The 20,093-nt window shown below is 37.4% G+C and carries 22 protein-coding genes; 15 read left to right on the top strand and 7 right to left on the bottom strand.

The features are described 5' to 3' along the window. Nucleotides 1-80 precede the first annotated feature (80 nt). From A3GQ_RS0103475 to A3GQ_RS25520, 4 genes are all read left to right on the top strand, one after another. Nucleotides 81-992: a macrolide 2'-phosphotransferase gene (locus tag A3GQ_RS0103475; RefSeq protein WP_028775868.1), complete on the top strand. Its 912-nt coding sequence runs from the start codon at nt 81-83 to the stop codon at nt 990-992. 93 nt (nt 993-1,085) lie between these two features. Further along, complete coding sequence (locus A3GQ_RS0103470) at nt 1,086-1,595, top strand: DUF4309 domain-containing protein (protein ID WP_028775867.1); 510 nt, start codon at nt 1,086-1,088, stop codon at nt 1,593-1,595. Nucleotides 1,596-1,853: 258 nt separating this feature from the next. Further along, a complete protein-coding gene (locus A3GQ_RS0103465) occupies nt 1,854-2,612 on the top strand; it encodes an SDR family oxidoreductase (protein WP_028775866.1) in 759 nt (252 codons plus the stop codon). A 147-nt stretch (nt 2,613-2,759) separates the two neighbouring features. Next, on the top strand, nt 2,760-3,266 hold the full coding sequence (locus A3GQ_RS25520; protein WP_051271163.1) for a gamma-glutamylcyclotransferase family protein: 507 nt from the start codon (nt 2,760-2,762) through the stop codon (nt 3,264-3,266). 18 nt (nt 3,267-3,284) lie between these two features. Here the strand turns inward: A3GQ_RS25520 and A3GQ_RS0103455 are convergent, their stop codons facing one another. Continuing rightward, on the bottom strand, nt 3,285-3,782 hold the full coding sequence (locus tag A3GQ_RS0103455; protein WP_028775865.1) for a GNAT family N-acetyltransferase: 498 nt from the start codon (nt 3,780-3,782) through the stop codon (nt 3,285-3,287). Beyond that, nucleotides 3,779-4,753: a helix-turn-helix transcriptional regulator gene (locus A3GQ_RS0103450; protein WP_028775864.1), complete on the bottom strand. Its 975-nt coding sequence runs from the start codon at nt 4,751-4,753 to the stop codon at nt 3,779-3,781. The genes A3GQ_RS0103455 and A3GQ_RS0103450 overlap by 4 nt, the downstream gene beginning before the upstream one ends. 141 nt (nt 4,754-4,894) lie before the next feature. On the opposite strand from A3GQ_RS0103450, the gene A3GQ_RS0103445 reads away from it, so the two are divergent. Together A3GQ_RS0103445 and ku are read left to right on the top strand one after the other, a co-directional pair. Beyond that, a complete protein-coding gene (locus A3GQ_RS0103445) occupies nt 4,895-6,271 on the top strand; it encodes a tetratricopeptide repeat protein (protein WP_028775863.1) in 1,377 nt (458 codons plus the stop codon). 15 nt (nt 6,272-6,286) lie between these two features. After that, on the top strand, nt 6,287-7,087 hold the full coding sequence (ku, locus tag A3GQ_RS23280; protein WP_037463922.1) for a non-homologous end joining protein Ku: 801 nt from the start codon (nt 6,287-6,289) through the stop codon (nt 7,085-7,087). 75 nt (nt 7,088-7,162) lie between these two features. Here the strand turns inward: ku and A3GQ_RS0103435 are convergent, their stop codons facing one another. Both A3GQ_RS0103435 and A3GQ_RS23275 read right to left on the bottom strand, forming a co-directional pair. Continuing rightward, the gene (locus A3GQ_RS0103435; RefSeq protein ID WP_028775862.1) at nt 7,163-7,690 is read right to left on the bottom strand and encodes a Pycsar system effector family protein; all 528 of its coding nucleotides are present in this window, start codon (nt 7,688-7,690) and stop codon (nt 7,163-7,165) included. 221 nt (nt 7,691-7,911) lie between these two features. Then, nucleotides 7,912-8,244, bottom strand: a complete 333-nt coding sequence (locus A3GQ_RS23275) for a hypothetical protein (RefSeq protein WP_037463919.1) — start codon at nt 8,242-8,244, stop codon at nt 7,912-7,914. Between the two features lie 112 nt (nt 8,245-8,356). On the opposite strand from A3GQ_RS23275, the gene A3GQ_RS0103425 reads away from it, so the two are divergent. Beyond that, nucleotides 8,357-8,764 carry a GNAT family N-acetyltransferase gene (locus A3GQ_RS0103425; RefSeq protein WP_028775861.1) on the top strand — a complete coding sequence of 136 codons (408 nt, stop codon included), beginning with the start codon at nt 8,357-8,359 and terminating at the stop codon, nt 8,762-8,764. Nucleotides 8,765-8,825: 61 nt separating this feature from the next. Here the strand turns inward: A3GQ_RS0103425 and A3GQ_RS0103420 are convergent. The 3 genes from A3GQ_RS0103420 to A3GQ_RS0103405 all read right to left on the bottom strand — a co-directional run bounded on the left by A3GQ_RS0103420 (nt 8,826) and on the right by A3GQ_RS0103405 (nt 11,111). Next, nucleotides 8,826-10,006 (bottom strand): IS3 family transposase gene (locus A3GQ_RS0103420; protein ID WP_156877527.1). Its coding sequence is split into 2 segments (ribosomal slippage): nt 8,826-9,715 and nt 9,715-10,006, totalling 1,182 coding nucleotides; the frame shifts between segments, so codons are not numbered across the junction. Nucleotides 10,007-10,113: 107 nt separating this feature from the next. Beyond that, the gene (locus tag A3GQ_RS0103410; protein ID WP_028775858.1) at nt 10,114-10,311 is read right to left on the bottom strand and encodes a CDGSH iron-sulfur domain-containing protein; all 198 of its coding nucleotides are present in this window, start codon (nt 10,309-10,311) and stop codon (nt 10,114-10,116) included. Nucleotides 10,312-10,331: 20 nt separating this feature from the next. Next, nucleotides 10,332-11,111, bottom strand: a complete 780-nt coding sequence (locus A3GQ_RS0103405; protein WP_028775857.1) for an alpha/beta fold hydrolase — start codon at nt 11,109-11,111, stop codon at nt 10,332-10,334. Between the two features lie 109 nt (nt 11,112-11,220). Here A3GQ_RS0103405 and uvsE point away from each other — a divergent pair, with 109 nt between their 5' ends. The 8 genes from uvsE to A3GQ_RS0103360 all read left to right on the top strand — a co-directional run bounded on the left by uvsE (nt 11,221) and on the right by A3GQ_RS0103360 (nt 19,829). Continuing rightward, nucleotides 11,221-12,183: a UV DNA damage repair endonuclease UvsE gene (uvsE, locus tag A3GQ_RS0103400; protein WP_028775856.1), complete on the top strand. Its 963-nt coding sequence runs from the start codon at nt 11,221-11,223 to the stop codon at nt 12,181-12,183. Nucleotides 12,184-12,267: 84 nt separating this feature from the next. Next, nucleotides 12,268-13,212, top strand: a complete 945-nt coding sequence (trxB, locus tag A3GQ_RS0103395; protein ID WP_028775855.1) for a thioredoxin-disulfide reductase — start codon at nt 12,268-12,270, stop codon at nt 13,210-13,212. Between the two features lie 243 nt (nt 13,213-13,455). Continuing rightward, nucleotides 13,456-15,660, top strand: a complete 2,205-nt coding sequence (locus A3GQ_RS0103390) for a ribonucleoside-diphosphate reductase subunit alpha (RefSeq protein WP_037463914.1) — start codon at nt 13,456-13,458, stop codon at nt 15,658-15,660. Nucleotides 15,661-15,676: 16 nt separating this feature from the next. Then, nucleotides 15,677-16,711, top strand: a complete 1,035-nt coding sequence (locus tag A3GQ_RS0103385) for a ribonucleotide-diphosphate reductase subunit beta (RefSeq protein ID WP_028775853.1) — start codon at nt 15,677-15,679, stop codon at nt 16,709-16,711. Between the two features lie 123 nt (nt 16,712-16,834). After that, complete coding sequence (locus A3GQ_RS23270; protein ID WP_051271161.1) at nt 16,835-17,209, top strand: group I truncated hemoglobin; 375 nt, start codon at nt 16,835-16,837, stop codon at nt 17,207-17,209. Between the two features lie 742 nt (nt 17,210-17,951). After that, nucleotides 17,952-18,722 (top strand): MerR family transcriptional regulator, encoded by a 771-nt coding sequence (locus tag A3GQ_RS0103375; protein ID WP_245596730.1) that lies wholly within the window; start codon nt 17,952-17,954, stop codon nt 18,720-18,722. 564 nt (nt 18,723-19,286) lie between these two features. Beyond that, nucleotides 19,287-19,568, top strand: coding sequence for a hypothetical protein (locus tag A3GQ_RS0103365; RefSeq protein WP_028775850.1), 282 nt, complete (start codon nt 19,287-19,289; stop codon nt 19,566-19,568). Between the two features lie 9 nt (nt 19,569-19,577). Further along, nucleotides 19,578-19,829: a hypothetical protein gene (locus A3GQ_RS0103360; protein ID WP_028775849.1), complete on the top strand. Its 252-nt coding sequence runs from the start codon at nt 19,578-19,580 to the stop codon at nt 19,827-19,829. The last annotated feature ends 264 nt before the right edge of the window (nt 19,830-20,093 follow it).

The following is a 20,093-nucleotide window of genomic DNA, read 5'->3' as shown; positions in this document are numbered from 1 at the left end:
TTCGATGTACCTGCTTTTTTCATTTTTCAATAAAATTGTGTACATTTAAAAATGTTATGTAAAAAGGAAGGTTGATAGGAATGTCTTTAACAGAGGAACATGTGTTAAGGTTAGCTAAGAAGCATGGTCTTTCTTTAAAGAAAGACACATTAAAGAATAATGATTCTGGTCTCGATTTTCAAGTGGTCATCGCAACGGATATGGATGATCAAGACTGGGTACTTCGATTACCAAGGAGGAAAGATGTACAAAGCAAGTTGCAGAATGAAAATAATATTCTGAAAGTAGTGAATAGCCAAGTTTTATTCGAAGTTCCCATATGGACTATTTGTACAGATGAGCTTATCGCTTATAAGAAACTAGACGGAGTTCCTACAGCAACTATTGACCATCAGATTATGAATTATCGCTGGATACTCGATAAAGATAATATCCCATCAACTTTTTATGAGACACTGGCAACTGTATTATCATCGCTTCATCAAATACCACATGAATTAGCTTCGAAAGAAGGGATATATGTAGAAACCCCTACTCAGTTGAGGGGGGGATGGGAAAAGAGAATGGATACTGTTAGGGAGCATTTTAAAGTTAATGAGCATTTATGGGATCGGTGGCAAAGATGGTTAAGTGATGACAAATATTGGCCGTCTCAGACTGGATTTATTCATGGAGATATCCATCCTGGTCATATTTTAATCCATGATAAGGCAAAAGTTACGGGTTTAATTGATTGGACGGAAGCGAAAGTTTCTGATACTTCCCATGATTTTGCTGCTCATTATCTTATTTTTGGAGAACAAAGTTTAAAAGAGTTGGTAAGGTGTTATGAAAAACAGGGAGGCTTTGTTTGGTCTCAAATGGTGGAGCATATACAAGAATTGACGATGACAAATGCAGTGCGGGTAGGTGAATTTGCAATGGAATCAGGTTTAGAAAAATACCATACGATGGCCGCAAATCTTCTATATTCTGAACCAAATGAACGATAGATTATTTTAATTTATTTATAAATTATGATATATTAAAATTGTAGTTTAATATAGGAGTATCGGTGTATATTTCTGTTGAAATGGGGTTTTTTAATGAAACGTTCCAGTCGATGGAGTTTCGCTTTGCTAATTGCGTTTTTATTTGTTTTTGCAACTACTCCTGTTTTTGCAGCAACAAATGTTTCTTCTTCTACTCTCCTAGATACAATTAAACAAAGATCTGTAAAAGCAAAAACACTTAATAGTCAACAATTTGCAGTTGGAAGTAGTTTAAATGATGTAGAGGATGCTTGGGGTCCAGCAGAGGATTTGAGTACTGTAGCTGCAAACTACTGGACTCGAAACATACGATTTCTTTATGATGGAAATACTCCCAAAAGAACGATAACTGCTATAGATGATTTTGATCCTCAATTACAAACCATTCGTCTAAAACAAGTGAAACAAAAATTCGGTAAACCGATCTCTGCTGTTGAGCAAGAAGGTAACTATTATGTGACCTATAAAGCAAATAATAATCATCATATTACATTCGTGTTCCAAAGCAAGTTTACCAATAATAATCCAACATTAGAAATGTATACGATATCTTCGGTCCAATAAAAAAGCCATGAGAGGTCTCTCTCATGGCTTTTTTATTATAAAATAAATATTAATCGTACAAACAGTGGTGAGGAATTGGATAAACGGAAAGGAAAAGGGAGGACATTACAGTGTATCCCGATACACTATCATTAAAAATCTCTTAAAGATTCTCTAGGGTTTGTATTGTATGTTAGCTTGTATTCGACCATTCCATTCATTTCGTAAAGGTGATGAGGGAAATCAATAACATACACTCATAAAGAAAGGATTGGTTTTATGTCTTTTGTTTCTGACCCTACCATTGCCATTGTAACGGGAGTTAGCCATCAAAAAGGAATTGGTGCAGCAATTTGTAAAGAATTGGCTAAATGCGGGATCGATATATTTTTTACTTATTGGGAAGCAGAAGAAGGTTGGCTAGACTATTTTTCCAAAGAAATAAAAAATAGGAATGTAAGATGTTTTGGTATAGAAATAGATTTATCCAAAAAAGATTCTCCGGATTTTTTAATGGATGTGGTTACGAATAAAATGGGAGTTCCTACTATTTTAGTTAATAATGCTGCTTATTCGACTAGAGACGGCTATCAAAAATTGAATGCAGACATATTGGACAAACATTATGCAGTGAACGTGAGGGCAACTTGCTTGTTAAGTGCGTTATTTGTTCAACAAATTAAAGAAGTTCAGTTAAAATTCGGTAGAATCATCAATATCACATCAGGACAAGCTCAAGGACCAATGGTAGGCGAATTATCTTATGTCGCCTCAAAAGGTGCTATTTCTGCATTTACATTATCTCTATCTGCGGAAGTAGCACCACTGGGAATTACGGTTAATGCAGTGAATCCTGGACCAACAGATACAGGATGGATGACATCAGAACAAAAAGAAGAGATGCTTTTAAAATTTCGATTAGGTAGATTGGGACAGCCGGCAGATGCGGCCCATCTGGTTTCTTTTTTGGCTAGTAAAAATGCAGGATGGATAACAGGGCAGGTCATAAATTCGGAAGGCGGATTTTTACGTCAATAGGACTTTAATTGGAATATTAAAAATATATATGCTAAAATGAATTAGATTCATTTTGTGCGACTGCAGAAGATTGTTTTGATTTGAGAAATTCGACCTGCGAATATAAAAAAAGAATATACTTATATTCTACGGAAAGAGTGGTTAAAAATGAGCACTTACTACTTTGCTTATGGGAGTAATCTTTGGTTCGAACAAATGAAAAAAAGATGCCCTGAATCAGTCCCTATCTCACTTGCTACCTTGTCGGGCTGGAAACTTGTATTCCAAGTATGCCCTACTGCCAAGAATGTAGCAGCCAATATTTTACCTGGTTCAGAGACGGATAAAGTAATCGGAGCTATTTATTCCATTACCGATGATGATATTCAAAATCTTGATAAATTTGAGAAGATTGACCTAGATTATTTTCATACATGGGTAAATATGGACGTAGATGGGCAAAACTTTTCTTGTTTAACCTATCAAATGAGCTCCGAGCATGAGCACCAAATTCCAACAACAGAGTATGTTTTGAGGTTAGTGAAAGGGTACCTCAATTGGGATATACAAATTGCTGCTTCTGTTCTTGAACCATATTGTGTGGATATAAAAGAAGAAGATCATCTATTAGAAAAATCGATTGTTACCAAGGTTTTAAATCAAAAGAGCCTCTAAGAGACTCTTTTTTTATATTTATAATTCATATTCCCAATCATTGGATGTGATAAAATGTCCCACTGGATATTCAAATTTGCATTCTTGAACTAATTTGAAGTTTAATTTGCGGCAAATAGCATTAGAAGCGGAGTTATCTATGCTTGGAAAAGCATGGATAGAAGTATGTTTTTTTTCTAGTCTAGCCTTGTCGATAGCTACTGCTACCGCTTTTGTTGCTATGCCTTTTCCTTGAAATTCAGGAAGTACAGCCCAACCCATTTCATAAATCTTTTCTTCTGTCCACGTTCTTTCCCAATATCCAACAGAGCCTACTACTTCTCCTGTAGAACAAAACTGAATGTAATACATTTTCCCAGTTTCACCAAGATTAAGATATCTGTTGTGGCGAGCGAGTATTTGGGCCTCCGTTTCTGGTCCTCCAAGATGTTCCATCAGTTCTGGCGCATTTAATTGGTGTAGTAATGATAGGCAACTTTCTGACCATGTTTCCAATTTGATGTCAGTGGATATCATGTAAGTCCTCCAGTTTGTTGATGATGATTAACCAATTCTCTCGATCGTTCTACTAATGTTTTCCGCAAAGATTCTGGCTCTACTATTTTTATGGATGAACCATAAAGTAGTAAAAAATTTGGGATAACCATGTTTAGATTGTCTCGTTCCACTAGAAACTGGATCTCTTCTTCCGTTTGTTGAACAAAATAATATTGGAGTTGCCAATGGTGACGAAGATATTGAATTGCTTCCTTTGTACCTTGTATGGTCATTTTAACATAGTTACCTTCATCTTTTTTAGGAGCTTGCCACTGTAGAAAAAAGTCAGTTGCGACGAAATTTTCAGGTCTGGAAAAGGTGGTATCCATTTTTTGTAGATTTTGCAGTCGATCCAAACGAAAGGTGCGATTTTCTGCGCGAAGATGGCAATACCCGATTACATACCATTTTCGATTCCAATGGACGATCCCATAAGGATTAATGAGCCTTTCCTCAGCAAAAGAGGAACCTTTTTTTTGATAATACAGCATTAATTGCAGGGAGTGGGCAATCGCATTTTCAATCGTTTGCAAGGTTTGTTCCTTTACGGCCACAATGGGTGGACTGACGACATCAAATCCTCTTGTATAATTATTTAGCTCTTTTTTTTGTTCTTCACTCATTTGATATTGGATTTTTTGAAGGGCGTTTTCCAGTGATCCTTCAAAAGGATAGCCTGCTTGTTTTGCGAATAAAGAGGCATAAAAGAGGGCTTTTCGTTCATCTGTATCAAAAAACAATGGTGCTTCCACAAATTGTTTGAGCAAGCGATAACCACCATCGTGTCCAGATTCTGCAACAATAGGTACTCCACTGGCACAGAGAGAATCAATATATCGATAAATAGTACGTACACTTGTTTCTAAGTGCTCCGCTAGTTCGGATGCAGTCATACGTTTTCTGGAAATTAGCAACCATAAGATGGACAACATATTATCTGCTTTTGCCATTTTTCAATTCCCTCGTTCTTGTTATATTTCTTCGTAAAGTATACATAACATTCATATTCCCCACAAGAAACTGTACAAAAGCATACAATTTCTTGGAAAGGAGATACTTTTTATAACCAGTTTTGAACGGGAGGTTTTAAGATGTTTCATGAGGTTTGGTTGCAAGATATGGAAGAACAAATAAATGAATTAAAAGAAAACTATCCTCATTCTTCAACTGATGAAAAGTTCAAATGGCGTAAGCGTTTTTCGGAGCTAAAACAAGCTTCCCATCTATTGTTAGAGGCTTGGGCAAAAGTAGAAGACAAAATGGCATCCATTTCAGCAGACCATCCAGAGTTGTCTTCAGAAGATGAAATGGAGATAGAAGACGAGTTTTGGCTTCATGAGTCTGTTGTTCGACAATTTCGCCAAGGGCAAGGTTATTATGGTTTAACAATGTTTCAAGAAGCAGAGAGTTTTTTTTCTGATGTAGTAGAAGAAGAACCAGATTTTTTATTAGGACGTTTGTATTTAGGATTAAGTCAATTTCATTCAAAAGATTGGGATGCTGCTTATCAGCATTTTCATCTAGTATCCGTTACAGCTACACAATCTCCGTTTTTAGCGTTTGCTCATCATATGATTGGATGTATACGTGTGAAGCAAAGAAATGAAACGGCTGCAATTCGATCATTCCAGCAAGCAATAGGACAGGATAAGGAAAATGCGGATACTTGGTTTAATCTTGGAGCTGCTTATTACCGATTAAAGCAATACCATGAGGCGATACCTGTGTTTTACCATGCACTTGCTCTTAATGAGCATGATTGGGAAGCAATGTACTACTTATCCAGCTGTTACCGACAGCATGGAGAGTGGAATAGTGTAACGTATTGGAGATTGGCGTCACTAGAAAAAACAAATCATCCACAAGTAATGCTATCGCTAGCTCATGATTATGAAGAGATGGAACAACCTGATCAAGCCATTATCTGGTATCGAAAATTACTGTCCCATCCAGAACACAGAAAAGCTGCCTATCATGGTTTAAGTTGGAACCATTGGACACTTAAAAACAAAACAGAAGCAGAACTATGGGTGAAAAAAGGACTTACTATTTTCCCGAATGATCCTGATTTGCTCTTTACCTTTATGTGGATTCAACTCGCAGAAGGAGATACAAAACGAGCGGAAAAAGCATATGAGATGTTGTCTGATGAGGTGAAAAGCGAACCGATTTGGCAAGCGATGAAAATGCGTATCTCTACGAGATCAGGAAAATTTGAAGAAGTAGATCAGTTAGCTCAAACATTAATAAACCAAGAGAAACCAATGGTACAAGCAATGGGTTACTATCATCAAGGCAGAACTATGTTGGAGATTGGTCGAATTCCAGAAGCGATGAATCATTTTCAATTGGCTAGAAAAAGGGCGACAAAATGGCAAGAGCCACTTTTTTATGAAGGTGTGTGTCATTTATTGGAAGGGAGACCCGAACAAACATTGGAATGCTGGGGACAACTTAATTTGACATAAGGTAGAGGTGATAAGATGCATACCATGTGGAAAGGTTCCATAAGTTTTGGACTTGTTAATATTCCGATAAAAATGTATGCCGCTACGGAAGAGAAGCCTGTTCGTTTTCGATCTTTACATAAAGAATGTCAAACACCGATTAAAATGGAACGTACTTGTGCTCATTGCAAGAAAGAAGTTTCTTGGTCCGAAGTAGTCAAAGGCTATGAGTACCAAGAAGATCGTTTTGTTGTAATGGAAAAGGAGGAACTGGAAAAGCTTCTACCCGATCAAGGAAAAACGATCGAGATTCTGGATTTTGTCGATCTAAAAGATATTGATCCTATCTATTTTCAAAAAACGTACTATCTTGGTGCGCAAGATGTAAAAAGTAAAGCATATGCACTTTTAAGAAAAGCGCTACAAGATTCTCAAAAAATAGCGATTGCCCAAATTACGATGCGATCCAAACAAACATTAGCAGTCGTTCGTGTATATCAAGATTGTTTGGTGATGGAGACGATTTTTTATCCAGATGAAGTAAGAGAAGTTGGATTAGTACCAGATGTACCACAAGATTTACAACTCAATGAAAAAGAAGTATTAATGGCCAATCAGTTGATTGAACAGTTAACGACTTCATTTGACCCAAGTAAGTACCAAGACGAGTATCGTATTGCTTTGGAAGAAGTGATTGAGAAAAAAATTCTAGGAGAAGAAATTGTAGAAGTGAAAGAAGTGCGTAATGAAAAAGTAGTCGATTTGATGGAGGCACTAAAAGCGAGTTTAGATGCAGCGAAACAGAAACCTGCTGAAGATCAAAGAGTAAGTTCATAGACTGAAAAGCAGGCGTCGCGTACCGATTAGATCGATACGCGACGGCCCTCTGACAGCTTCAAGGTGAGCGAAGGCTCACACGAGCAGTGTGATCCACCAGCTCAAGATGGTCACTGCCAGTACGGACACTCCGATCCAGCCGACCAGGATGCTGATCTTGATCCACTTGTTCTTGGTAGGGATGATGTGCGTCTGGAGATAGAGGCACTCATCCAGCAGACGGTTGTACTTGTCCTCGAAGAACGTCGGCGAGTTCTTCGCGAGCATCTGCTTGTTGAGTTCCTCCTTGGTGATCGTGTTGTTCATTCCCTTCGTTCGCGGATAGACCGCGATCTGGGTGGCGACGACTGCCGCCATCAAGAACAGGGAGGACACGAGCAGCATGCCCTTCAGCAGGTCCGAGAGGATGTCGGGAGAACTGCCGACCAGCGTCGCTGCAGCGATGGCGAGGGTACCGCCTCCGGTTCCCAAGAAGTTGGCCTTCGTGTCGGATGCCCGGATGATTTCTTGCGCGTTCTTGGTCGATTCCCTTACGTTCTCGACCGACTCCTTCTGCTGTGCAGGGGCCAGTGAGGAGATGGTGTCGTCGTTCTGAGTAGTCACGATGTGCCTCCGATGAGGTTTATCACCCCTGCTGTCAAAGGGTGAGTTCGAAATGCCATAATTATTATAATAGAATTTTTAACAAAAATCAAAATAAAATTTATATTTACAATTTTTACTTATTTATAAATCTGTTAATTTTGATTTTTCAACGGAAATTTTGTGTTTATTTTTTCGGATTATAAATAAAAAAAGACCAATCCTTTGGATAGGGCGGCCCTTTAATTTGCATGATCATCTGTAATGATTTTTTCTTTTTTTGAATTCCAATATCTCAAATAAGTATGTTCTCCAGTGGGTTCTTTTCTGATGATTTTCCCATTTTGATCATACCAAACTTCAATTGCTTCAAAGTCTTCTACAATGTAGTCTCCAAGTTTTTTGGAACCAACTTTTTGAGTGATAATCTCACTTTGATGAGTAGAAGTTTTCATATCTGCTATGGAAGGCACATCATTTTGTATTTTTACTGCATTTCTTTCCCATAAGAAAACAAGCAATACAACATTAATAAAAAGAAATGTCCCAATTAATGACATTTTGAGATGTGTCATTTTTGTTCTCCTCTGATTATAAGCCTTTAACAAGATGGTAGATTTTGTGGTGTTTTCGAATCGCATAACTATCGTCTACACTAGACATTATTATGATCAAAGGAGGCTAGACATGCCCGGTTTTGAATTAATTCGTCAGTTAGAAGAACACCAAATTTTGCAATTACATGATTTGTATTCTCATCAATGGTGGACAAGTGAACGTACTCTAGCAGATATAAGAACCATGCTATCTTCTAGTGACATGCTCTTTGCATATTGGGATCGTTATGCAGATAAATTAGTGGCGTTTGCAAGAGTACTGACCGACCATGTCTATCGTGCTATGATCTTCGATGTAATTGTAGATGAGCAGTTGCGTGGATTGGGAGTAGGAAAGCAATTAATGAATGATATTTTAAAAGAAACTGCGCATATCGAGCGTGTAGAGTTATATTGCAAAGAAGATAAAATTCCTTTTTATGAGAAATTAGGTTTTTCCGTACTGTCTACAACCCGATTGATGCGCAGGGAATCATAAATAAAACAAAAACACCTTTAATGTGAACTTACCCCTGTCAAGTAGACAGTGAGAAAAAAACCTACGCGACCAATGTTCTCCGGTAGAATACCGGAGAACATTGGTTTAATCTTTTCTGGAAACGTTCATGGTTATAGAAGCCAATGTAGTCTTGTACTGCTTGATGAAGTTCTTGTTCTGTTTTACACTGGGAAAAGTACAACGTTTCTGTCTTCAGATGAGAGAAGAAAGATTCGATGCATGCATTGTCCAAGCAGTTTCCTTTGCGAGAGTGGCTGCCTGTGACACCCAGTTTTTTGAGTCGCTGGTTGTACTGCCGAGATGTGTATTGGAAGCCTTGATCCAAGTGGAGAAGGGTTCCTTGCATGTCTCTTTTTCGTTGTAGTTCTTCTACTGTATCCATCACCAGTTTTAAGTCATTACGGGCAGATACTTTCCAAGCTACGATTTGGTTGTTGAACAGATCTTGAACAGCAGATAAATAATAGAAGCGGTTATTTATAGGTAAATAAGTAATATCTGTGACATAGAAACGATTTGGATGCTCGGTTTGAAACTGCCTATTCAACCGATTTGGGTGAATGACCGACGCTGTTTTTCCAAAATAACGACGCTTTTTCCGAATAACGGAACGGATATGTAACTCTTTCATCAAGCGATATACCCGCTTATGATTCACCCAAAAACCCGCCTTTCGTAAGGCAACGGTCATACGTGGGTAACCGAAAAAAGGGCGAAGACAATGAATTTCCATTATCTTTTCCTTTACGAATTGATCTTTTTGTCGAGCTGTTTTCCTTTCCTCTTGGGTGCTCTCCCACTTGTAATAACCTGATCGAGACACTTTCGCTATAGCTACAAGCCAAGTGAGCGGATAAGTTGCTTTTAACTTTTGGATGATTGCGAAACGATTTATTTTCGGGATCCACGCTCCTTGTGTAGGTTGGGATAACGCTTTTTTAAGTATTCAACCTGCGCTTTCAAGTAATCTCTTTCTTCCTCTACACTTTGAAAGGTTGTACGTGGTCGGCCTATGAATGGACTGTCACTGCTACCTCTTTTGTCTTCTAAAGATTCTTGATTTCGGTACTTTTTCACCCAAGCCTTCACTTGGGAAACGTTTCGTATCTCTAATTCCTCTGCAATTACTCGATAGCTTTTCCCTTGTTCTTCATGCATTTGTACTGCTTTTTTCTTTAACTCTTCCGAATAACGTTGAAACTTTTGACCTTTTGTCGCCATAGAAAATCCCTTCCAAGTAGAGTGTAACACCCACGCCTAACGGCGTGGGCTTTTTTACACTGTCTACTTAGAGGGGATAGTACCAAACTAAAGGTGTTTTTTTATAACTACTTTGCTCTGGTGACGCTTTCAAATTTACCTTTGTGACTACCATCGCAAAATGGTTTGTTATTCGATAGACCACATCTACATAACGAAATTGCTGGTTTCGTTTCAAATACATTTCCTTCTGCATCTACCAATTCAAAATCCCCTTGAATGAACAAGGACCCATTATCCCTTACTGTTATTTTAGCTTTACTCATTGTGCTACCTCCTTTAATACCTAACTCTCATTATGCCTATATTGGATAAAATCGGCAATGCAGGAATGAAGCGATTTTGCTGCTAGAGTGGGAAGTTGGTGCGATACTTTTTTTATTGTTTTTATCATGCGATTAGGTAGTTTTTCTTGAAGGATTCGCTTATCTTTCTGAAAATCAGTATCATCTTCTCCGAAAAGAATTAGATTTGGTTGTTGGATAACAGAGAGGCTAGTGGTGTAATCGAAAGTTAAACTATATTGATAGTATTCTTTTATTCGTTTTGGGTCGCCCTTCATCGCCTCTTGAAACAATCGTTCATATGTTTCTTTGCAATCCGAGTTACTCGTGCAAATAGCAGTAGCAAGTATCGAAATTGTAGTCTGATTAGACAAGGCAGAAGCTAGCCATATGAGTGATTTTAAATAAATACTTGTCGGTGCAACCATCGGGCTTATTTGTATTCCTGCATAAAATCGATCAGGGTAGTTTTTTAATAATGCCAATGCAATGGTTCCCCCAGTGGAATAGCCTGCGATGTACACTTTTGTAAGTTGTAAGTGATCCAATAAAGCCATTACATCTTTCATGATGAGAGGGTATGTGAAGGTTTCTTTACCTGAAGAACTTTTACCATGACCCCGAAAATCCATTGTAATGACTTGATATTGTTTTGCTAATTCTTTTCGTTGATAGTAAAAGTTAGCACTGGACAGAAGGGGTGGATGCAAAAATAAAATGGGGCTTCCTTCTCCGACGACCTGATAGTAAAGAGTGACATTATTTATATCGATATAAGGCATTTTCATCACCTGATTTATTTAATAGCATTTCTTTATTTTGGTTCAAAATAGACAGAAGTATGTTTGAGTTTTTTGAGAAGCACCGTGCATACTAATGATGGTGATAAAAATGATCATACGATTTGGATTTGTTGCGATGAGTACCCATGTATACAATTCATCTCCATCCAAAACAATGACAGTCAAAGCATTTCAATCTATACCTGATAAACGATTAGCACTTAGAAGAGTATTACGAATAGCAAAAGAAAATATTGCCCATACCAAGCGGATTTTATATCATGCTGCTCACAATGGAATATTATTTTATCGGTTTTCTTCTCGTCTTATCCCGTTACTTGGACATGAAGTGTTGGGTGATAAAGACTTTATTCGTGCTTTAAAAGAGGATTTTGCGGATATTGGGAAAGTAGTATTGGATAATAAGATGCGTGTTGGTTTTCATCCAGATCATTTTACGGTCCTCAATACGCCTCGAAAAGATGTACTTCGTTCTTCTGTAAAAGACTTAATTCGTCATGTTCGAATGTTGCAGTCAATGGGGTTAAATCAAGCTTACAAATGTAATATTCATATCGGTGGAGTATACAACGATAAAAAAGCAGCAGGAGAGAGATTCGTTGAACGCTTTTTGAGGTTAGATCCAAGAATCCAAGCATATATTTGTTTAGAAAATGATGATAAAACATTTACAGCACAAGAAACATTAGATATTGCTAAATCTGTAGGAGTTCCTATGGTTTTCGATCTGCACCATCATCGCTGTAATAATAATGGAGAGGCCATTGAAGACTTATTTCCGATCATTGTAGAATCTTGGACCAAAGAAGTTTTTCCTCCCAAAATACATGTATCCAGCCCGAAAAGTGAATCTGATATTCGTAGTCATGCTGATTATGTTGCTTTGGATGATATTGTTCCTTTTTTGCATGTAGCAAAGCAATATACAAAACAATTGGATATTATGATTGAAGCAAAACAAAAAGATGATGCTTTATTTCGGCTAGTAGAGGATTTAGCAGCACTTCCCGAAGTGAAAAAAATGGATGGAGGTATACTGGAAATAACTTAGAAAAATTAGTGCTGGTTTAGTAGCTGTAAAATAGGGTATAAATGTGGAGTGGTAATTTTTTCGTCTAGGAGGAACATTCAACTTATGCATAAAGCAATTGTACTGGGAACTGGACCAGCAGGACTAACAGCAGCCATTTATCTTGCACGAGCTAATCTTGAACCATTGGTAATAGAAGGGCCTGAACCAGGAGGACAATTAACAACAACAACAGAAGTGGAAAATTTTCCAGGATTTCCGGACGGTATCATGGGGCCTGAACTAATGGAAAATATGAGGAAACAAGCAGAACGTTTTGGAGCAACCTTTCGACGAGGTTGGGTAAAAAATGTGGATCTATCCAATCGTCCATTCACATTGTATCTAGGTGAAGAAGAGATACAAACAGAGACGTTAATCCTTTCTACTGGAGCTACAGCAAAATTGCTTGGTATTCCAGGTGAGCGTGAAAACATTGGACTTGGAGTAAGTACTTGCGCAACCTGTGACGGATTTTTCTTCCGAGGTAAGAAAATCATTGTTGTTGGTGGCGGAGACTCCGCAATGGAAGAAGCCAACTTTTTAACTCGTTTTGCTTCTGAAGTTCATTTGGTACACCGTAGAAACGAGCTTAGAGCTTCTAAAATTATGCAAGACAGAGCACGTTCCAATGAAAAGATCACATGGGGTTTAAATAAGACACCTCTAGAAGTAATTCGAAATGAACAGGGAGTTACAGGGCTAAAGGTGAAAAACAATGAAACTGGTAAAGAAGAGGTTATTGAAACTGGTGGTATCTTTATCGCTATTGGTCATAAACCAAATACAGAATTTCTAGATGGCCAGATCACCCTAAATGAAATGGGATATATAGAGGTGGAAGCTGGTACTACACAAACCAATATCCCTGGCGTGTTTGCTTGTGGAGATGTTCAAGATCATGTTTATCGTCAAGCCATTACTGCTGCAGGTACAGGCGCTATGGCTGCACTTGATTGTGAAAGATTTTTAGAAGGTAGTGCTGTGCATGATTGGAGTAAATCGCTCTAAATAAAAAAGAAAGCCTGCTCTACATTTGAGCGAAGGCTTTCTTTTTTTATTGTAGAAACCTATGTTCTCTGTTTTCGTCAACTATTGAAAAAGGTTGAACAAAAGAGAAAGAGATACATAATAAACGGTAAACCTCTTTTTGTACGCAAAAAGAGATTTTTCTCGTCTGAATTTCCTCTTTCCACAAGATATGGTATGAGTTATACTCTAATAGCAACTATATATAGATCGGACGTGAAAAAGATGATTGAGGCTAGAGACCAAGTCGCATATGAAGAGCAAGTTCGGGCAGCGTGTGCAGATTTTCCTCACTTGTCGATGGATGACTTAATTGAAGAGGCAAAAAACCAATTATTGGATGAAAAATCGAGAGATGAGATGCTTGCTGTTTTAACACAAGTAGCAGTAGAAAAAACAAGTGCAGAAGAGCCGGATTGGCAATTTGTAGCAGCGCGATTATTTCATTACCAATTATACAAGCAGGCTGCAAAAAATCGTCAATACGATGATAAAAAGACTTATGGTGATTTTTATTCTTTGTTACATACATTAACTAATACTGGGTTATATGGGACTTATTTATTAGATACTTATACCAAGACGGAAATCGATGAGTTGGGGCGTTCGATTTCTCCAGAAAAAGACAAGTTGTTTAATTATATCGGAGTCAAAGTACTTGCTGATCGTTATTTGGTTCGTACTTTTGATCAACAAGTGATGGAGTTACCTCAAGAACGCTTCATGGTTATAGCCATGCATTTGGCTTTAAATGAAAAAAATCGTGTTTATTGGGCAAAAGCATTTTACGAGGTGCTCTCTAATCTCGAATTAACTGTAGCAACTCCTACATTGGCTAATGCAGGAAAACCTCTCCATCAATTGTCTTCCTGCTTTATTGATACAGTTGATGATTCACTATGGTCGATCTACCAAACGAACTCTGCTACTGCCCAAGTTTCCAAGTATGGTGGAGGTGTTGGGATATATCTTGGTAAGGTGCGTTCCAAAGGTTCCAAAATTCGTGGTCACAAAGGTGCATCAGGTGGTGTAGTTCCATGGATTCGAAATTATAACAATACTGCTGTAGCAGTAGATCAATTAGGAGTTCGCCGTGGTGCATTTGCTATTTATTTGGATGTGTGGCATGCAGATATTTTTGATTTCCTAAATTTGAAAACGAACAATGGGGATGATCGTCTAAAAGCACATGATATTTTCCCAGGGGTTTGTATTCCTGATCTATTTATGAAGAAAGTAAAAGCAAGAGAAAGCTGGTACTTGCTCGATCCACATGAAGTACGTGAAGTAATGGGCTTTTCTATTGAAGATTACTTCGGCAAAGAGTGGGAAGATCGTTATCTTGCTTGTTTGGATCATCCTGGAATCGAAAAAATAGAAGTTCCTGCAATAGATATCATGAAAAAAGTGATGGTTAGTGCGTTTGAAACTGGAACACCTTTCCTTTTTTTCCGTGATACGGTGAACGAAGCGAATCCAAACAAACACCAAGGTATGATATATTCTTCCAACTTATGTACAGAAATATGCCAAAATATGGCACCAACGGAACTAGTGAGTGAAGAGTTAGAAGATGGTGTAATTGTAACTAGACAAAAACCGGGTGATTTTGTTGTCTGCAATCTATCTTCTATCAATTTAGGAAAAGTAAACACGTATGAAGATATTGCCCGCGTGGTCCCTGTTCAAATGAGAATGCTAGATAATGTGATTGATCTCAATATGTATCCAGTAAAACAAGCAGAGAGAACCAATAAAAAATATCGTGCTGTAGGATTGGGAACGAGTGGTTACCATCAGTATCTAGCACAGCATCAAATTGTTTGGGAATCACAAGAACACCTAGAGGAAGCAGATAAATTATTTGAGGAACTTGCTTATCAAGCGATTCGTTCTTCAATGGAAATAGCAAAAGAAAAAGGCAGTTATCCTGTTTTCGAAGGAAGCGAGTGGGAGACAGGTGAGTATTTTGAGCGTCGTAACTACACAAGTGAACGTTGGCAAAAATTAGCAGCGGATATAAAGGAAAGTGGTATGCGAAATGCATGGGTCTTTGCAGTTGCACCTACTGGTTCAACCTCTCTGATTGCAGGTTCTACTGCTGGAATTGACCCTGTATATGCCAAATATTTTGTTGAAGAAAAACGTGGTGCATCTATTCCGCAAACTGCACCTAATTTGTCTCCGAGTACTACCTGGTATTACAAAGAAGCGCATAAAATCGATCAATTGTATAGTATTGGTGCTGCTGGTAAGCGTCAGAAACATATCGATCAATCGCAATCATTTAATCTCTATATTACTCCAGAAACCAATGCTCGGGACTTTCTTGAGTTGTATATTGCAGCATGGGAAGCTGGATTAAAAACGATTTATTACATCCGAAATCAATCGGTTGAGATCGAAGAATGCGTAAGCTGTTCTTCTTAAGAAAAGGAGCGTAAAGATGGAAAAACTAGAGCGCAAAAAAATATTTAATGAATCAGGGCATCGAGGTACACAACGATTAATCAATGGAAATACAACCAATTTACGCGAATGGAATCGGATCAAATACGATTGGGCACATAAATTGTATCGGACGATGCTTAATAATTTCTGGATTCCTGAGGAAATTCCATTGGCTAGCGATGCAAAAGAATTTCAACAACTGTCAGAGGCGGAAAGACGTGCTTTTGACAAGACTATCTCCTTTCTTAACTTCCTCGATTCTATTCAAGGGGAAAATTTACCGAACATTAATGAATATGTAACTGCACCTGAAGTGTCTTCCTTGTTGAATATTCAAGCTTTTCAAGAAGAAATTCATGCGCAATCTTACAGTTATATTTTAGATAGCGTCTGTTCGCCTGAAACCAGAGAGAATATTTATGATGAATGGCGTACTGACGAGCATTTGCTAGAAAGAAATCGATTTATTGCAGACTTGTATGAGCAGTTTGTACATCAAAAGGACGATAAGCAATTTATACGTACCTGTATGGCAAACTTCTTATTGGAGTCACTGTATTTCTATAGTGGTTTCTCCTTTTTCTATGCGTTAGCTCGCCAAGGAAGAATGACAGCTACAGCAACGATTATCAAGTATATTCAACGGGATGAATTGACACATGTCGTGTTGTTCCAAAATATGATCAAGGAATTGCAGAAAGAGAACCCGGATCTATTTGACGATAATTTTAAAGAAGAATTACGAGAGATGACTCGTACTGCCGTTGAGCATGAAATCAAATGGGGCCAATATATTACAGCGAACCAAATTGCTGGTTTAAATAATGAAACCATTGAAAAATATATCAAGTTTTTATCCAATGAGCGATTGGGTCGATTGGGACTACCAATCTTGTACCCAGAAATTACTACCCATCCCATGCGTTGGGTAGAGAGTTTTTCGAACTTAAATGCAACCAAAACAGATTTCTTCGAGCAAAAAGTAACCAATTATACAAAGGCTAGTTCTCTAGATTTTAATGACCTATAGATAAAAAAGAAACGGATATATGGATATATCCGTTTCTTTTTTTGTTAGTAAATAGTATAATTGTTATGTTTTTATAAATATTTATTTACTATTGTATTTCATTCCTTTTTGGAGGGAAGTTTATTGCAACCCTTAAGAAATGTAACAACTAGTTTATATGACAAATATGGGGTTCAAGTTATAACAGCAGTGGTGAATGATTGTTATAATCGTATCTTAAGTGATGCTGAACTAAGTAAATATTTTGAAGGTGTGGATATGAATGTTCTCCGTAAACACCAAACATTATTTCTATCTCATTTGTTAGGTTCAAAAAGAACCTATAACGGGGCTAATTTAAAAGCTGCACATACGAATTTAAATGTTAGCGGTGGTCACTTTGAACTGTTTGTTCATCATTTAGATGAATCTTGCAAGTATTTCAACCTAGATATAGAAGATCGAGCTATGTTTATATCTTATATTCGCACTCTGAAGTATTTCATTGTAAATCAGTGAAATGTAAGGCAATTCTCTATTCAAAGAGGATTGCTTTTTTGTATTTGAATGATCTACGCAAAAGAGAGAAATAAAATGTCGCTAAGGGAATATGATAGAGGGATCACTGTACCATTTCGGAAAAAATACATGTTTAGACATATTTTAGACAGTTCAATCGGGCCTGTCTACATGATAAGTATGGATAATCGATTATTTTGCTCTATTTATTAGGAATCCTTTTTTCTCTCAAAATTTGAAGTTATCAAGCGAAATTCATTTTAGATTCATACATAATCATCTGTGAGATGGATGTGTTCCCATCCAAAGGGAGGAGAGATGCCTTACATATTCTTTGAAATATCTATCCCTTCCCGAACGACGCACATTATAGATTTACATATAGTTGGTTGATAGAATAGTTGCAATTATCGAATATATTGATACGATTCAATTGAAAAATTGTAAAACTGGAGTTGTATTCTACATCAATCGCAGAGTTAAGCATTACTAAGTGATTTGCAGTGATGGTTATCATGAGTTGGTACCGTGGGATCAGGTTAAAGAAAAAGCCGCCAATTGATGGTGGTTGTTTTTGTATGATGAAATACAATTTATCTTATAAAATCTTAGCCATAAAACTATACAAAGATTCTTCTGACTAGGGGTAACACCACGTGCCCATCAAGCTAAGCCAAAAGAATACCCAAATCAAAAAATAGTAAAAAGTCTTGCTCCTGACGTTACGTCAGGTTATATAGTAATGGTGTCGGCAAAACTACTCGCGCGAAATGAGGAGATGAGGATAAACAAAAAATATTGGAAAGTAGGAGAATTAGCTAAACTGACTGGACTTACTGTTCGGACCCTCCACCATTATGACCAGATTGAGTTGTTTTCTCCTTCACAATATTCACATACAGGTCATAGGCTCTATACCAAAACAGATATTGTTAAATTACAACAAATTATGTCCCTTAAACAGTTAGGTTTTTCTTTAGAAGAAATGAAAGAATCAATGGAAAACCCAAATTTTAATCCGATTGAAGTTGTCAAAATTCAATTAGAAAATGTAAAAGAGCGTATTCGTTTACAAGAAGATTTACGCAATCGATTGGAAGGAGTATACGAATTGCTTCATACACAACAAGAAGTAAAGACAGAAGAACTTATTAAATTAATTGAGGTGATCAATATGAGTGTAGAGAAATACTTTACTCCAGAGCAATTAGGAGAGATGAAAAAACAAACCGAACAATTCAGTTCAGAAGAAAGAAAGCAAGTAGAAAACGAATGGACTGAGTTAATTACTAAAGTACATGCGGAGATGAAGAAGAATACACCACCTGAGAGCCCAAAAGCCATACAATTAGCTAAACGATGGAATGAATTGACCAACATGGTTACTGGTGGAAACCATGCGATCGTCAAAGCAGCTGAACGATTCCATGCAGAAAATCCAGGCAATTCACTGCAGTATGGGATGGACAGGGAGCTTTATCAATATATAAAAAAGGCTATGTCACACATTTAATCTATTAAAAATGCCTGCTTTCTATATCTTGGAATAGGATTACTTCCTCTACCCTGTAGTCAAAAGAATCTCCAAAACGGAAAAAACTCGCTATTCTATCCTTTTGGAATCATTTAAAAAAAGGGAAAGATAGCGTTTTTCTGTGAATATATCCATTCGAGAAAACTATATTTATTTTCACAGGTGCTGCGAAAATATCTTTCTTCCACGCGCTCTATTGTTGCTTCTAAAATTTCTGCAATAATATTACGTCCGAAAGATTCATAATTATGAATGGCTAAGTGATTTTTGATGTATCCATGATCCAACATATTCGAGATTTTTCACCTTCATTATGGTAGTAAAATATTTTAAGTATTATGTACCTAATTTTAATATTAATACTAAATACAATTTTCTTTAGAAGGACAGAACCAGATGAAGGGGCAAAAGGGATAAAGGGAATATATACTAATTTTGGTATTAATTAATTATTATAGAAATTAATTCGAAACTACTAAGTATAAAAAAATGTAAATCAACCATATTAGGTAATAACAAAAAATAATTAAGGGATGGATAGCAATGGCGATTTCATATGGTTCTGAGGTTTTTACATTGGCACCAGGTACATCTGTTGGCATTAATACAGCTTTTGGCGGCAATACCAGTACGGGTGGAAATTATTTAGGTCCCATTGTAGTGGCCGCAGCTCCAATTCCTAACCAACGTGCCTTACAATCGTCCACCGTTGCAACTCGGTTTACATCAACTGGTGATCTTACTTCAAAGTGTGTTTATGACTATGCCATTCAAAATAACAATTCGGATTCTGTTTCTTTCAAACTTCACTTTTTCCACAATTAGGAGGGAATCATGAGACTAAATGTCTTAGCAGATCAAGCAGGTATCATTCTAGCGGCACAGTATACCGTATCACCAAGCCGCCTTCCTCTATCATCGCTGTCTATATCAGAGGTCGTCCCTTCTGAAGGCCAATCCCTATACGAAGTTGAAGTTCCCTCGGAACTTCAACAGCATATTTTACAAAATACGTTGGCAACAGAAATTTTTAAGTATAGGGTTGAAAGTCAAGGCGAAGGGACAAGGCTTATCAAAATTCCTTAATAACCTGAACAACCAATTTAGTTAGTATTGATGTTGAACTAAGTAATTGGCTATGTTATCTTAATTGAGACTCCACACGACTAAAGTCGTGGGATTCTTAGGTAGTTAGCGCACTCACTCCATTTCTGCTTTGTGCAACTCCCAAGTTCAGGGCTGTCTCATCAGCCCGTCCCATGCAGTTAGAAGGGTACCCACATGGGCGGAACGCCTGTTACCAGCGTTCTAGTCCTCTTCCTGCCTCTAATGGTTTTACTCGGTAGGAGA

This window comes from Shimazuella kribbensis DSM 45090 (genome assembly GCF_000428065.1).
GTDB classification, from domain to species: domain Bacteria; phylum Bacillota; class Bacilli; order Thermoactinomycetales; family Thermoactinomycetaceae; genus Shimazuella; species Shimazuella kribbensis.
Note: the sequence above shows the minus strand (reverse complement) of the source record. Positions and strands in the feature narration are given on the sequence as shown.